Origin of the sequence: Zoogloea sp., assembly GCF_023150065.1 — a bacterium.
Taxonomy (GTDB): domain Bacteria; phylum Pseudomonadota; class Gammaproteobacteria; order Burkholderiales; family Rhodocyclaceae; genus Zoogloea.
Genome location: NZ_JAKLLN010000003.1, coordinates 120377 through 135246 on the forward strand (window position 1 = coordinate 120377; position 14870 = coordinate 135246).

Consider the following 14870-nt stretch of genomic DNA (forward strand, 5'->3'; position numbering starts at 1 on the left):
CTCCCTAGAACACGAAGCTGTAGGAGAGGGAGAACACATTGATGCTCTGGAAGCGCACGTCGCTCCCTGCTGGCGCATCCACCAGGCTTGATCCGGCCCCGATCCGGGTCCGCGCCCATTCCGCCTTCAGCTTGCTGGAGGGGGTCAAGGCATACGAGGTGCCGAGGGCCCAGGTGTGCTGATCAAACACCTGCAGGCCATCCGCGGTTGCCCGCTGGGACAGGTTGATGAGATCCGCCTGGGGTACCCAGGCCGGCACGGTCGTACCATTCACGGTCTGGTACAGGTCCACCATGTCGCGGTCGGACTTCAGCCAGGCGTAATAGAGATACGGTGTCCAGTTGCCCGTGCGCCGGCGCAAGGAGAGATAGCCCGCCTGGCTATTGACGCCCCGGTCCATGTCCTTGAGCTGGCGGACGGCATACTCCGCCCCCAGCCGGACCTGCCCGCCCAGCCCCACGTCCGCGGCCGCATTGGCGATCACCATGTCCATGGCCCGGCGTTCCGGCACCCCCGTCCCGGGCAGGACGCTGTAGTAGGACACCCCAGGCACCGGACTCACCAAAACCGGCCGATCGGCCCAGTTCTCGCCGTTGGTCCGCTCGGAGCTCGCCTTGTGGACACCAATGCGGTACTGATCGCCACCGTCCCGGTAGGTCAGGGCCAGCCCGCGCGCCGTTACGTCAATCCCCTCGAAATTCAGACCTGCAGCGAGGAATCCAGGCACCCCGTCGCGGGCGTACTGGCGGATGCTGGTCCGCGTCCGGCCCCAGTAGGCATCGAGGCTCAGCTCCCCCTGGCGCACATCCCAGGAGCGGGTCACCGAGACGCCGTTGAAGTCCAGGGTCGGCGCGATGGAATAGACCTCGATGGGCAGGCGGGCGTAGTCGAAGGACGCGCCCACGTCCATGCTCTCGGCCCCGAGGTACAGGGGAATGCGCAGCTTGCCGGCGCGCAGCAGCCAGTCATCGGCCGGCCGCCACGACAGGAAACCCCAGGAGAGGCGCGGCGCCCAGCGGCTGTCGCTGTCCACGTCGGGAGCAAACTTGAACTGGAAGGTCGCGCTCCAGCGCGGCGCCAGCGCGGCGTCCACCTGCACGGCCAGCAGGCTGTCCCGTTCGAAGGTTCCCTGCTCATCGATGAAGCGCTGGTAGGAGTAGGGCTTGTCCGAGATGGCATAACCCAGGGTGCCAAAACCCGAAACCGCCAGATCCATGGCCTGTGCCGGAGCCGCCAGAAGGGCCAGGCCGGACAGCAGCAGGGATCGGAGGGGTCGGATCATGGACTGGAAAATCGTTACAGCGTGGAAACACTTGCAGGCTCGGCCGGCATTTCAGCCCAAAACGTCAACTCCTGCAAGACAACCGCTCCCGAAGTGCAGAAAAAGCACTGAAACCTGGATTTTCCGGATCTACCGGCCCCAACAGACCGGACAGAGGGCTCGCTGACCAGCTGTATTCCCCCTCTGGCCCGCAACACCGCCGGGCGACACTTCGGTTTTTCCGAACCATGGATGAGAATAATCCGTCTGGTCCGCCAGGGCCCACAGGCCTACCATGCAGTGAAGACACCGGTTTCGCCATTGATCCCCGGGCATCCGACCGCCCCTGAGCGCGGCATGACGCCATGAGCCCTACGCCCTCTCCGCCCCCCTGGCACGCCCTGAGCTCCGACGAGATCTCCCGGCGACTCGACTGCGATCCCGCACAGGGGCTCACGGCGGCAGAGGCAGCCCGACGCCTCCACACCAGCGGCCCCAACCGCCTCGACCACAAGCCGCCACGCCCGGCCTGGCGGCGCTTTGCCGACCAGTTCGCCAACCTGCTGGTACTGGTGCTGATCGGCGCCGCGGGGGTGGCCGGCCTGCTCGGCGAGGTGAAGGATGCCCTGGTCATCGGCGTGGTGGTGCTCCTCAACGCCACCCTCGGCTACATCCAGGAGAACCGCGCGGAGCGTGCCCTGGCGGCGCTCCGCGACATGCTGGCGCCCACCGCCCGGGTCCGCCGTGATGGCGCCGTGCAGGTGGTCGAAGCCACCACCCTGGTACCCGGCGATGTGCTTCTGCTGGAGGCCGGCGAACGGGTTGCCGCCGACGCCCGGGTGGTGGACGCCCACGCCGCCGAGGTGGCCGAGGCCGCACTGACGGGAGAATCCGCCCCTGTCCCGAAGCATCCGGGCACCGTCGCCAGCGAGGCCCCCCTGGCCGAGCAGCAGGGCATGGTCTTCATGAACACGGTCGTCACCCGCGGGCGCCTCGATGCGGTCGTCACCGCCACCGGCATGGGCACCGAGATGGGCCGCCTGGCCAGCCTGCTGGGCGGTACCACCGAACCCGACACCCCGTTGCAGATCCAGCTGGACACCCTGGGCAAGCGCCTGGCCCTGATCGCCGGCGTGGTGGTGGCGCTGATGTTCGCAGCCGGCCTGGCCCGGGGTGATGCGCTGATGGACACCGCCCTCACCGCCATCGCCCTGGCCGTGGCCGCCATTCCCGAAGGCCTGCCGGCGGTGGTCACGGTCACCCTGGCCCTGGGCATGCACCGCATGGCCGGGCGCCAGGCCATCGTCAAAAAGCTCGCCTCCGTCGAGACCCTGGGCTGCACCACGGTGATCTGCTCCGACAAGACCGGCACCCTGACCCTCAACCGCATGACCGCCCGGGCCCTGGTCCTTGCCGGCCGCCAGCTCGCGGTGAGCGGCGAAGGCTACGCCGCCGGCGGGCAGATCAGCGCTCCCGACGGCGCTCCGCTGCCCGACCTGACGCCGGCCCTGCTGCCTGCGGCCCTGTGCGCCGACGCGCGCCTCGCCGACGACCAGCTGATCGGCGACCCGACCGAGGGCGCCCTGCTGGCCCTGGCGCGACGGGGCGGGCTCGACCTGCCACAGCTGGCCGCCGCCCACCCGCGCATCGCCGAAATCCCCTTCGATTCGGACAGCAAATTCATGGCCACCTTCCACCGGGAAGGCGACCAGGTGCGCATGTGGATCAAGGGCGCCCCCGATGTGCTGCTGGCCCGGGCCAGCCGCTGGCTGGGCCCCGCCGGCGAGGCGCCCCTCGACGCCCCGGCCCGGGCAGCCCTGCAGGCCGCCAACGACACCCTCGCCAGCCAGGCCCTGCGCGTGCTGGGCCTGGCCGGGCGAAGCATTCCCGCCGCCGACTTCGACCCGACCGGCGACCTCCATGCCTGGACCCACAACCTGACCCTGAGCGCCCTGGTAGGCATCATCGACCCCCCCCGCCCCGAGGCGCGGGAGGCCATCCGCGTGTGCCGGGCCGCCGGGGTGCAAGTCAAGATGATCACCGGCGACCACCGGGCCACCGCCGCCGCCATCGCCACCGAGCTGGGCCTCGCCGGCTCGGTGCACGAGGGGCGCGAGCTGGACGGCCTGAGCCCCGCCGAACTGCAGCGCCTCGTGGAGGGCGCCGCGGTGTTCGCCCGGGTCACCCCCGAGCACAAGACGCGCATCGTCGAAGCCCTGCAGGCCGGCGGCCATGTGGTCGCCATGACCGGCGACGGGGTCAACGACGCCCCGGCCCTGAAAGCCGCCGACATCGGCGTGGCCATGGCCATCACCGGCACCGAAGTCAGCCGGGAGGCCGCCACCATGGTGCTGGCCGACGACAACTTCGCCACCATCGTGCGGGCCGTCGAGGAGGGGCGCACCATCTACGACAACATCGTCAAGTTCGTGCGCTTCCAGCTGTCCACCAACATCGGCGCCATCCTCACCGTGCTCGGTGCGCCCTTCCTGGGCTTCGCCACGCCCTTCACGGCCATCCAGATCCTGTGGGTCAACATCATCATGGACGGCCCTCCCGCCATGACCCTGGGCGTCGAACCCGCCCGGCCCGGCATCATGCAGCGCCCGCCCCGCCCTGCCGGCGCAGCCATCCTGTCGTGGCCGCGGCTGTGGCGCATCGGCCTGTACGGGCTGACCATGGCCGCCGGCACCCTGGGCATCTACGCCTGGGGCCTCTCACGTGGCGGCCCGCTGCTCGCCGGCACCCTGGCCTTCACCACCTTCGTGCTGTTCCAGTTCTTCAACATCTTCAACGCCCGGGCCGAACACGGGAGCGCCTTCAACGCCCAGTTCTTCAGCAACGGCAGACTATGGGTGGCCCTGCTGGCCGTCGTCGGGCTGCAGGGGCTGGTGGTGCACTGGGCACCGGCCCAGGCCGTCTTCGACACCGTGGCCCTCGCCCCCGCCGAATGGGGCTTGGCCGCGCTGGTAGCCTCGAGCACCCTGCTCCTCGACGAAGCTCGCAAACTCATCCTGCGCCTCGGCGCCCCAACCCCGGAGGAAGGACGATGAACGCCATTCGCCAGATCCTGGCCACCACCGATCTGTCAGCCCCCGCCCGCCACGCCATGGACCGTGGTTTCCAGCTCGCTGCCGCCAGTGGCGCACGCTACACCGTGCTCCACGCCCTGCACCTGGGCCCCCTCGACACCCTGCGCGGGCTGCTCGGCGACAGTGGCGCCCAGATCGGGCAGCGCCTCGAGGACGCCGCCCGCGACAGCCTTGGCGCCCTCCTCGCCGACCCCGCCCATCACCGGGGCGTCGCTGCCAGCCTGCGCATCGAGGCCGGCGCACCAGTCGACGTGATCACCGCCAGCGCCGACGCCGAAGACGCCGACCTGCTGGTGGTCGGCGCCCGCGGCGAGGCCTTCCTGCGCCACGGACTGCTCGGATCCACCGCCTCGCGCCTGCTGCGCTGCACCGCCGCGCGCCCGGTCCTGGTGGTCAAGCAGCCGCCCCACGAACCCTATCGCCGGGTTCTCGCCCCGGTGGACTTCTCCCCCGGCTCGGTCCAGTCCGTGCGCCTGGCCCGGCGCCTCGTGCCCACCGCCCACATCGTCCTGATCCACGTCTTCAACGTACCCTTCGAAGGCAAGCTCACCCTCGCCGGTGTCGACCAGGTCGCCATCCACGCCTACCGCCGCAAGCAGCGCGAAGAATCACTGCAGCGCCTGCATGTGCTCGCCGCCGCGGCCGGACTGGAGGCCGGGCAGTACTCCGTCCTAGTCCCCCGCGGCGACCCGGCCCAGCAGGTCATCGCCCAGGAGCAGGAGCAGGACGCCGACCTGATCCTGGTGGGCAAGCACGGCACCGAACTGACCGAAGAGCTGCTCCTCGGCAGCGTTACCAAGCGCATCCTCAACGAATCCCAGTGCGACGTGCTGGTGGTGCCCGACCCGCGCCGCGTCGAACACACCCCACTCTGAGCTCAAGGCCCCGCGACCACCTCGCCGCCCCCCCGGGCAGGTTGCCGGGGCCTTCAGCCCCAGCAGGACATCGTGCACGGACTTCGCCTGCCAATGGGCACAGATCAAGACACGCGCCCCGGTTCTGACCTAGACTCGACACCGCCTAAACAGAAACCGGCGCACCGCCCAGCCGCGGCGTGCCCTGCACTTGAAACCACACCCCCTCGCCGAAACCGGACGGACACTGGTCGTTGCCCTGGCCTACCTGGCCCTGGGATGGCTGGGGCTGATCTTTGCCATCGCGCCGGGTTACGCCAGCCCGATCTTCCCTGCGTCCGGGCTGGCGCTGGCGGTCACCCTGATCCTCGGCCCGCGTGCCCTGCCCGGCATCTGGCTCGGCTCCGCCTGCCTGAACAGCGCGCTGGCATGGAGCAGCGGCAGCCTGTCCGGCACCACCCTTGCCGCCGCGGCCCTGATCGCCAGCGGCGCGGTGGCCCAGGCCTGGATCGGGCGCCTGCTGATCCGGCGCATGGAGGGCAAGCGCTGGCACCGGCTGGAACATGAGCGGCATGTGGTCCTCTTCCTGCTCATCGGCGGGCCGGTGGCCTGCCTGGTATCAGCCAGCATCGGCATCGTCAGCCTGGCCGCCCTGGACGTCCTGCCGGCGGCAGTACGGGCCTTCGCGTGGTGGAACTGGTTCGTCGGTGACACCCTCGGGGTGCTCACCTTCGCGCCCCTGTGCCTGTCGCTGCTGCTGCAGCGCGTTCCCCTGTGGCGTTCCCGCCTGCAGCAGATGGCGGTGCCGATGGTGCTCACCCTGGTCTGCGTGGGGGTGGCCATCTACTTCACCGGGCGCTGGGAGCAGCAGAACCAGGCCGACCGCCTGAATGCTGACGCCCAGGCCTTCCAGAACCGCATCGGCGATCGCCTGCTGGCTCACCAGGAGGCCCTGCAGGCGCTGCGCCGCCTGATCGAGATCGACCCGAATCTCTCCCCCGAACAGTTTGAGCGCTACACCCTCTACACCTTGCAGGACAACCCGGACATTTCTGCCCTCAGCTTCAACGCCTACGTACCCGACGCCCACCGCACCCGCTTCGAGCGGGACATGGCCCTGCGCCTCGGCCTGCCGGCGTTCCACATCACCGAACGCAACGCCGACGGGGAGCGCGTCACCGCGGCACGCCGGGATTTCCATGTGCCGGTCAGCCACATCGTGCCCAAGGCCGCCAATCTCGCGGCCTTCGGTTTTGACATCAACTCCGAGCCGCTGCGCCGCGACGCGGTCCATCGGGCCATGCAGAAAGGCGGCTCGATCACCGTCACCGCGCCCATCCGGCTCATCCAGGACGTGGACGGCGAGCGCTCGGCGCTCCTGCTCGCCCCGGCCTATCACCACCGCCGGGCCGGTGACAACGAAACGCGTCTGCATGGGTTCGCAGTTGCCGTCCTCCGGCTCGACACATTGGTGGAGACCGCCATCCACGGGGCCATACCCAACGGTCTTTCCCTGAGCCTCACCGACCCGCTGGCCGGCCCCCTCACCACCCGGCGCCACGCCGCCGGCCCCATCGGGCCGAGCCGGGCCAACTGGCAGGGTCACATCAAAGTGGGCGACCGCCAGTGGCAGCTCGACGTACAGGCCAGCGACGCCTACCTGCAGCAGAACCGACCATGGGTGGCCTGGGCCGTGGGCGTTGTCGGCCTGCTCTTCGCGGCGCTGCTGCAGACCCTGATGCTCGGCATGACCGGCCGAACCGCCACCATCCAGCGCAAAGTCGAAGAGCAGACCGCCGACATCGCCGCCAAGAACCGGGAGCTGGCCCTGATCATGGTGTCGGTGGATCGCTCCTCCGACGGCACCTACTGGATCGACGAGGACGGAAACATCGTGCGGGTCAATCCGGCCGCCTGCCAGATGCTCGGCTACACCCGGGACGAGCTGACCCGGCTGCGCATCCACGACGTGGACCCGGGCCTCGATGCCAGACGCTGGTCGGCCCACCGCACCAACCTCGATCTGCGTCGGGGCGAACACTTCGAGACCACCCACCGGCGCAAGGATGGCAGCACCTTTCCGGTCACCATCGCCACCGCCGTGGTCCACACCGATGACCAGCGCTACATCTACGCCACGGCCCGTGACATCACCGCCAGCAAGCTCACCGAGGCCGAGCTGAAGCGCCACCGGGACCACCTGGAAGAGCTGGTCGCCGCCCGCACCACCGACCTCTCCATCGCCAAGGAGGCGGCCGAAAGCGCCAGCCGCGCCAAGAGCATCTTCCTGGCCAACATGAGCCATGAGCTGCGCACTCCGATGAACGCCATCATCGGGCTCAACCACATGCTCTCCCGCCGCAACACCGACCCGGCCCAGAAGGACAAGCTGGCCAGCGTGGGGCGGGCTGCCCAGCACCTGATGCAACTGCTCAACGACATTCTCGAGCTGTCCCGCATCGAGGCCGAACGGATGCCCCTGGAGAGCCTCCCCTTCCGCTTCGACACGATCAGCAGCCACGTGGCCAGCCTGGTCGGCCCCGAAGTGGCGGCCAAGGGGCTCCAGTTGGACATCCGCATCGCCCCGGCCCTGGCCACCCAGCCCCTGCTGGGCGACCCGCTGCGCCTGCAGCAGGTGCTGCTCAACCTGGTCGGCAACGCCATCAAATTCACCACCCGGGGCGGCATCCGCATCCGCGCCGACATTGCCGCCGACAACGGCGACACCCTGCAGCTGCGGATCGAGGTGGAGGACGACGGCATCGGCATTGCGCCCGACACCCGCCAGCGCATCTTCGAGCCCTTCGAACAGGCCGATGGCTCCACCACCCGACGCTTTGGCGGCACAGGCCTGGGCCTGTCCATCTCGAAACGCCTGGTCAGGCTGATGGGCGGGGAGATCGGCATCGGCGAGCACCCGGGGCCGGGCAGCCTCTTCTGGTTCACCGTCCGGCTCCACAAGGCCGAAGCCTGCCCGGGTGACGAGGCCGCCAGCGGCCCCAGCGGCCTGGAGGCCGAGCTGGCCCTGCGCACCCACTACCGGGGTCGGCGCATCCTCTTTGTCGAGGACGACGTGGTGAATCAGGAGGTGGGCATGGAGATGCTGCACGAAGTGCTCGGCCTCGACACCGACCTGGCCGGCAACGGCGAGGAGGCCGTCCGCATGGCCGCCGCCCAGCCCTACGACCTGATCCTGATGGACATCCAGATGCCGGTCCTCGACGGCCTGGCGGCCACCCGGCAGATCCGCGCCCTGCCCGGGCACGCCCGCACCCCCATGGTGGCCATGAGTGCCAATGCCTACGAGGAAGACCGCCAGGCCTGCCGCGCCGCCGGGCTGGACGACTTCATCGCCAAACCGGTGGACCCGAATCTGCTCTACGTCACCCTGCTGCGCTGGCTGAGTGAGACCCGGCCAGGCACCACCTGACACCACCGTCTCTTTCCAGGACTCTCCCCATGCCCCGCGTCGGCCTGTTTGCCACCTGCCTGATGAACCTCTTCCGCCCCACGGTCGGCTTTGCCGCAGCCCGGCTGCTGGAAGATGCCGGCTGTACCGTCGAAGTGCCCATGGCCCAGAGCTGCTGCGGCCAGCCCGGCTACAACAGCGGGGATTTCGATGCCGCCCGGGCGCTGGCAAAGCAGGTCATCACGGCCTTCGAGGGCTTCGACTACGTGGTCGGCCCCTCCGGCTCGTGCATGGCCACCCTGCGCCACGACTATCCGAAACTGTTCGAGGGCGATCCGGCCTGGCGCCCCCGCGCCGAGGCCCTGGCCGCCCGCAGCCACGAGCTGCTGTCCTTCCTCACCGACGTGTGCGGCGTGAGCAAGGTGGCAGCCGCCTACACCGGTACCGTGACCTACCACGACTCCTGCTCCGGCCTGCGCGGCCTGGGCGTCAAGGCCCAGCCGCGCCTGCTGCTCGGCTCGGTGGAAGGGCTGCAGCTCACCGAGATGCAGGATGCCGAGGTGTGCTGTGGCTTCGGCGGTACCTTCTGCGTGAAATACCCGGAGATCTCCGGGCGCATGGTGGATGACAAGCTGGCCAACGTGGCCGCCACCGGCGCGGACACCCTGCTCGGCGGCGACCTGGGCTGCCTGATGAACATGGCCGGACGGCTGCGGCGCCAGGGCTCGACGCTCAAGGTCTTCCACACCGCCGAAGTGCTGGCCGGCATGGCCACGGGTGGCGGCATCGGCGAGGGGGAGCGCTGAGATGGACGTCAGCAGCCCGCGCTTCAAGGAAAAGGCCGTCATCGCCCTGGCCAACCCCACCCTGCGCCAGGCCCTCGGCCAGTCGCGCAAGGGCTTCGTGAACAAGCGCGCCGAGCTGGTCGCTGCCCTGCCCGAGTTCGAGGCCTTGCGTGACCAGGCCCGGGACGTGAAGAACCACGTGCTCGAAAACCTCGACCACTACCTGGAACGCTTCGACAGCGCCGTCACCGCCGCCGGTGGGCATGTGCACTGGGCCCGGGACGCCGAGGAGGCGCGCAACATCATCCTGGGCATCTGCGAGCGGGTGCAGGCGCGGACCATCACCAAGGGCAAGTCCATGGTGTCGGAGGAGGTGAACCTCAACGCGGCCCTGGAAGAACGCGGCTACACCGTGGTCGAGACCGATCTGGGCGAGTACATCATCCAGCTGGCCAAGGAGCCCCCCTCCCACATCATCGCCCCGGCCATCCACAAGACGAAGGAGCAGGTCTCCGACCTGTTCGAGGCCGCCCACGGCGGGCCGCGCAAGACCACCGTCGCAGACCTGGTCACAGAGGCCCGCCTGGTGCTGCGCGACAAGTACTTCAAGGCCGACGTGGGCATCACCGGCGGCAACTACCTGGTGGCCGAAACCGGCTCGTCCATCATCGTCACCAACGAAGGCAATGGCGACCTGACCCAGACCCTGGCGAAGGTACATATCGTCACCAGCGGCATCGAGCGCATCGTACCCACGCTGGAGGATGTCAGCCTGTTCCTGCGCATCCTGGCCCGCAGCGCCACCGGGCAGGAGACCGAGACCTACACTACCTTGTCCACCGGCCCGCGCCGCCCCGGCGATGTGGACGGCCCCGAGGAATTCCACGTGGTGCTGGTGGATAACGGCCGCTCGAAGATGCTGGGCGGCAAGTTCCAGGACATGCTGCGCTGCATCCGCTGCGGCGCCTGCATGAACCACTGCCCGGTGTACGGCGCGGTGGGCGGGCACGCCTACGGCTGGGTCTATCCCGGCCCCATGGGCTCGGTGCTCACCCCGCTCTTTGTCGGCCTCGACGCCACCTACGACCTGCCCAACGCCTGCACCCTCAACGGCCGCTGCCAGTCGGTGTGCCCGGTGCGCATCCCCCTGCCCGAGCTGCTCCGCGAGCTGCGCCACCAGCAGCACCAGCGCGGCATCAGCCCGCCAGTGCAACGCCGCGCCCTTGGCGTGTGGCGTTTCGTGGCTGAACGGCCAGGGCTCTACCAGTTTGCCAACCGCCTCGCCGCCCGGGCCCTGAAAAGCCTCGGCGGCCGTGAAGGGCGCCTGCGGCACCTGCCCTTCGCCGGCGGCTGGACGGCCCTGCGCGATCTGCCCGCCCCCGAGGGCAAGACCTTTCTCGAACTGTGGCAGGCCCGCAAGACCTGAGATCCGATGCCCGAATCCCGTAGCACCATCCTCCAGCAGATCCGCGCCGCCCTTGGCCGCGGCCCCCTCTCCGACGCGGCGGCGGCAGCCCTCGACGCACGTCGCCCGACCCACACCCGCATCGCCTTCGATGAAGACCCGGTGGGGCGCTTCGTCACCCGCTTCGAGAGCCGCTCGGGCACGGTGGCCCGGGTGAGCAGCTTCGACGCCATCCCGGCCGCTGTAGACGCCTACCGCGAGGCTCATGGCCTGCCGCCCCACGCCGCCGTCGCCCGGCCCCTGGCCGGGCTGCCCTGGCCCGCCGGCTTCACCCATCATCCCGGCCCCTCCGGCGTGGACGAGCAGATGTCGGTGACCCCCTGCCTGGCCGGGATCGCCGAGATCGGCAGCCTGATCCTCGCCTCCGGTCCCGACAGCCCGACGACCCTCAACTTCGTGCCCGACCACCACCTCATCGTGCTGCCGGCCGGCCGCATCGTGCGCCACTTCGAAGACGCCTGGGCCCTGCTGCGCGCCCTGCCCGGCGGGCTGCCCCGGGCCACCAACATCATCTCCGGCCCCTCGCGCACCGGCGACGTGGAGCTCACCATCCAGCTCGGCGCCCACGGCCCGCGCAGCGTGCACGTGCTGCTGGTGGCGGACGGATCCGCAGCGGCCGCCTAAACTTCCGCGCCCCGCCGCCGAAATAGCAGCTATCGTCCGCCACCGGCCCCCGTCCGATGCCGCCTGCTTCACACCAGGATTTCGTCCTTACCCCCGACCAGCTGTGCGTCGGGGTGTTCATCCATATCGACCTGCCCTGGTTCAGCCATCCGTTCAGCTTCAACAGCTTCAAGATCCGCTCGGCGGAGCAGCTGGCGACCCTGCGCACCCTGGGGGTCAAGCACTTCCGCTACGACCCCGACCGCTCCGACGTACAACCCCGCGGCCTGACTGCCGCTCCGCCGGCCTCGGCCCCGCCCACCGAAGCGGAGGTGGAAGATCCCGCCAACAGCTCTGCCCTGGCCAGCAAGCGTGAGCGCATCGCCCGCCTGGCCCAGCGCAAACGGCAGGTCATCGAAGTGGAAAAAGCCCTGGTGAAGGCCGCCGGGGTGATGCGCAACATCGGCAAGAACCTCTTCGCCCGCCCCAAGGAATGCCTGGAGGAAGTGGACGAGCTGGTGAACCAGATGGTGACCGCCTTCCTCGACCAACCCGAGGTGGCCCTCCATGTGATCGGCGAACATGCCGGCGGCGAGGAGACCTACTACCACGGCCTGAACTGCTCGATCCTGTCGATGATGCTGGCCAAGGAGCTGGGCTTCGCCCGGGCCCACTGCCAGATCCTCGGCGTCGGCGCCCTGCTCCACGACATCGGCCTCAACGACATTCCCGACCGGGTGGCCCGCCCGCGCCACGAACTGACCGCCCCCGAACGCAACCTGCGCCAGCTCCACTGCGACTACGGCGTGCGCCTGGGCAAGCAGATCGGGCTGCCCGATCCGGTGCTGCGCATCATCGCCCAGCACCACGAGCTGGCCGACGGCAGCGGCTACCCCAACAAGCTCAAGGGCGACCAGATCGACCCCCTGGCGCGCATCGTGTCCCTGGTCAATTACTACGACAACCTGTGCAACCCCGCCGACCTGGCCAAGGCCATGACGCCCCATGAAGCCCTGTCCCTGATGTTCGCCCAGCGCCGTGCCAAGTTCGACACCCGGGCCCTGCAGGTCATGATCCGCTGTCTCGGCGTGTATCCCCCCGGCACCGTGGTCAAGCTCTCCAACGACGCCCTCGCCCTGGTCTCCTCCGTCAATCCGGCCAAGCCCCTGCGCCCGTGGGTCACGGTCTACGACCCCGACATCCCCAAGGACGAAGCCATCATGCTCGACCTGGAAGAAGAGCCGGACATCAACATCGCCAAGGCCCTGCGCCCCATCCAGCTCCCCCCGGAAGTGTATGAATACCTCAGCCCGCGCAAGCGCGTGACCTACTACTTCGACGCCGATTCACGGAAGGGGCGCAACCCATGAACGCCGCCTACCAGGACGCCCTGCTCGCCGCGGCAGAAGAAATCCTGCTGCTCGTGGACCCGAACAGCCTCCTCATCCTGGCAGCGAACCCGGCGGCCGGCCGCCTGCTCGGTCACCCGGCCGACGCTCTCGTGGGCATGTCCATCACCGACATCGAATGCGCCCTGGCCGACCTGTTCTTCTGGGAGGAAGTGCGGGCTGGCGGCGTCATCGACGAACAGGTGATGGAGGGGCTCTACCGCCGCGCCGACGACAGCCTGCTGTCGGCCAGCAAGAACATCCGGCGCATTCCGGAAGGCATCCTGGTGCGGGCCACCGACATCGGCGCCCAGAAGCGTGCCGAAGACGAGCTCGCCCTGATGGCCTCGCGCCTGCGCGCCACCCTCGAAGCCACGGCCGACGGCATCCTGGTGCTCGACCGGGAAGGCCGCGTGGTGAACATGAACCGTCGCCTGGCCCGCCTGTGGCAGCTGCCCGAAGACCTGCTGGCCCGCCATGACGACGCCGCCCTGCTCGGCCACCTGATCCAGGCCGTCGAGGCACCGGACGTGCTGCGCCGCCTGCTCACCGGCCAGGGCCTCAACGAAACCTTCGACACCCTGCCCCTGCGGGACGGGCGCATCTTCGAGCTCAGCGCGCGCCCGGCACGCCACGACGAGGAAGTCATCGGCAGGGTGTTCTGCGTCACCGACGTGACCGAGCGGCATCGCGCCGAACAGGCCCTGATCGCCGCCCGTGACGCCGCCACCGCCGCCAGCCGGGCCAAGAGCGACTTTCTGGCGATGATGTCCCATGAAATCCGCACCCCGATGAACGGCATCATCGGCATGGCCCAGCTGCTCGAAATGGCCCCCCACTCGGCCGAGCAGAAGGACTACATCAGCACCATCCAGAAGAGCGGTGAAGCCCTGCTCGGCATCATCAACGACATCCTCGACTACTCCAAGATCGAGGCCCGCAAGATGAGCCTCGAGCAGGTCTGCTTCGACCTGCGCCAGCTGGTGGCCGACGTGGAGCGCCTGTTCCGCCCCAAAGCCCGGGAGAAGACCCTGGACTTCAGCGTGGCCGTCAGCGACAACACCCCGCGGGTGCTCATCGGCGACCCGACCCGGCTGCGCCAGGTACTGATGAACCTGGTGGGCAATGCCTTCAAGTTCACCGCCCAGGGCCACGTCGGCATCCATGTGGCGGCCAGCCCCGGCGACGGAGGCCGCACCCACCTGCGTTTCACGGTCAGCGACACCGGCATCGGCATCGCCAGCGACAAGTGCCGGCACATCTTCACGCCCTTCGAGCAGGCCGACATGTCCACCACCCGGCGCTACGGTGGCACCGGCCTCGGCCTGGCCATCTGCCGCATGCTGTGCGAGCTGATGGGCGGCGAGATCGGCGTGGACAGCGAGGAAGGCAGCGGCTCCCGCTTCTGGTTCACGGTGAGCCTGGAGAGCGCCGCCACCGAGGAAAGCACCGCCCCCGAAGCCCCGCGCCCCATCCTGCGCCAGAACACCCGCATCCTGATCGTCGAGGACAACCCGATCAACCGCCTGGTCCTCGGCCGTATGCTCGAACGCTTCGGTGCCCACGAGCTGGTCTATGCCGAGAACGGCGAGGAAGCCCTGGTGCGCTGCGCGGAAGCCGACTTCGAGCTGATATTCATGGACGCCCGCATGCCCAGGCTCGACGGTATCGCCACCACCCAGGCCCTGCGGGCAGACGGTAACAAGGCGTACATCATCGGCGTCAGCGCCGACGCCATGAGCGAGGAGCGCCAGGCCGCCCTGGACGCCGGCATGAACGACTACGTGGTCAAGCCGGTCGCCCGGGAAGCCCTCGCCGAGGCCATCCAGCGCTGGCGCCAGATCCTGATTGCCGCCCACCATGCCGGCCAGGGCAACGGCGACAACTGAAAAGAACACGGCCGGAAGACACAATCCAGCCGCCGCCCGACACAGATTTGCTTACAAAACCGGCCGACCCGCCGGACCCAAGCTCGCTATCCTTGAATCGTTCCACCCCAGCCGGGGCACGAGG

General features: G+C 69.2%; 9 protein-coding genes. 8 read left to right on the forward strand and 1 reads right to left on the reverse strand.

The window, feature by feature from the left end:
- Positions 1-4: 4 nt before the first annotated feature.
- On the reverse strand, positions 5-1282 hold the full coding sequence (locus L6Q67_RS05555) for a hypothetical protein (protein ID WP_296566516.1): 1278 nt from the start codon (positions 1280-1282) through the stop codon (positions 5-7).
- Between the two features lie 344 nt (positions 1283-1626).
- Between L6Q67_RS05555 and L6Q67_RS05560 the strand changes: the two genes are divergently transcribed.
- From L6Q67_RS05560 to L6Q67_RS05595, 8 genes are all read left to right on the forward strand, one after another.
- Positions 1627-4314, forward strand: coding sequence for an HAD-IC family P-type ATPase (locus L6Q67_RS05560; protein WP_296566519.1), 2688 nt, complete (start codon positions 1627-1629; stop codon positions 4312-4314).
- Positions 4311-5228, forward strand: coding sequence for a universal stress protein (locus tag L6Q67_RS05565; protein ID WP_296566522.1), 918 nt, complete (start codon positions 4311-4313; stop codon positions 5226-5228). Before L6Q67_RS05560 ends, L6Q67_RS05565 begins: the two co-directional genes overlap by 4 nt.
- Positions 5229-5418: 190 nt before the next feature.
- Complete coding sequence (locus L6Q67_RS05570; protein WP_296566523.1) at positions 5419-8637, forward strand: CHASE domain-containing protein; 3219 nt, start codon at positions 5419-5421, stop codon at positions 8635-8637.
- A 29-nt stretch (positions 8638-8666) separates the two neighbouring features.
- A complete protein-coding gene (locus L6Q67_RS05575; RefSeq protein ID WP_296566525.1) occupies positions 8667-9422 on the forward strand; it encodes a (Fe-S)-binding protein in 756 nt (251 codons plus the stop codon).
- Between the two features lies 1 nt (position 9423).
- Positions 9424-10827: a LutB/LldF family L-lactate oxidation iron-sulfur protein gene (locus L6Q67_RS05580; protein WP_296566528.1), complete on the forward strand. Its 1404-nt coding sequence runs from the start codon at positions 9424-9426 to the stop codon at positions 10825-10827.
- A gap of 6 nt (positions 10828-10833) precedes the next feature.
- A complete protein-coding gene (locus L6Q67_RS05585) occupies positions 10834-11490 on the forward strand; it encodes an LUD domain-containing protein (protein ID WP_296566533.1) in 657 nt (218 codons plus the stop codon).
- A gap of 56 nt (positions 11491-11546) precedes the next feature.
- A complete protein-coding gene (locus L6Q67_RS05590) occupies positions 11547-12839 on the forward strand; it encodes an HD-GYP domain-containing protein (RefSeq protein WP_296566536.1) in 1293 nt (430 codons plus the stop codon).
- Positions 12836-14746 carry a PAS domain-containing hybrid sensor histidine kinase/response regulator gene (locus tag L6Q67_RS05595; protein WP_296566540.1) on the forward strand — a complete coding sequence of 637 codons (1911 nt, stop codon included), beginning with the start codon at positions 12836-12838 and terminating at the stop codon, positions 14744-14746. The genes L6Q67_RS05590 and L6Q67_RS05595 overlap by 4 nt, the downstream gene beginning before the upstream one ends.
- The last annotated feature ends 124 nt before the right edge of the window (positions 14747-14870 follow it).

What these genes read in the sequence shown, in the direction of transcription:
- L6Q67_RS05575 (WP_296566525.1), top strand. Translation starts at nt 8,667, where the DNA reads ATGCCCCGCGTCGGCCTGTTTGCCACCTGCCTGATGAACCTCTTCCGC.
- L6Q67_RS05585 (WP_296566533.1), top strand. Translation starts at nt 10,834, where the DNA reads ATGCCCGAATCCCGTAGCACCATCCTCCAGCAGATCCGCGCCGCCCTT.
- L6Q67_RS05580 (WP_296566528.1), top strand. Translation starts at nt 9,424, where the DNA reads ATGGACGTCAGCAGCCCGCGCTTCAAGGAAAAGGCCGTCATCGCCCTG.
- L6Q67_RS05595 (WP_296566540.1), top strand. Translation starts at nt 12,836, where the DNA reads ATGAACGCCGCCTACCAGGACGCCCTGCTCGCCGCGGCAGAAGAAATC.
- L6Q67_RS05590 (WP_296566536.1), top strand. Translation starts at nt 11,547, where the DNA reads ATGCCGCCTGCTTCACACCAGGATTTCGTCCTTACCCCCGACCAGCTG.
- L6Q67_RS05560 (WP_296566519.1), top strand. Translation starts at nt 1,627, where the DNA reads ATGAGCCCTACGCCCTCTCCGCCCCCCTGGCACGCCCTGAGCTCCGAC.
- L6Q67_RS05555 (WP_296566516.1), bottom strand. Translation starts at nt 1,282, where the DNA reads ATGATCCGACCCCTCCGATCCCTGCTGCTGTCCGGCCTGGCCCTTCTG.
- L6Q67_RS05565 (WP_296566522.1), top strand. Translation starts at nt 4,311, where the DNA reads ATGAACGCCATTCGCCAGATCCTGGCCACCACCGATCTGTCAGCCCCC.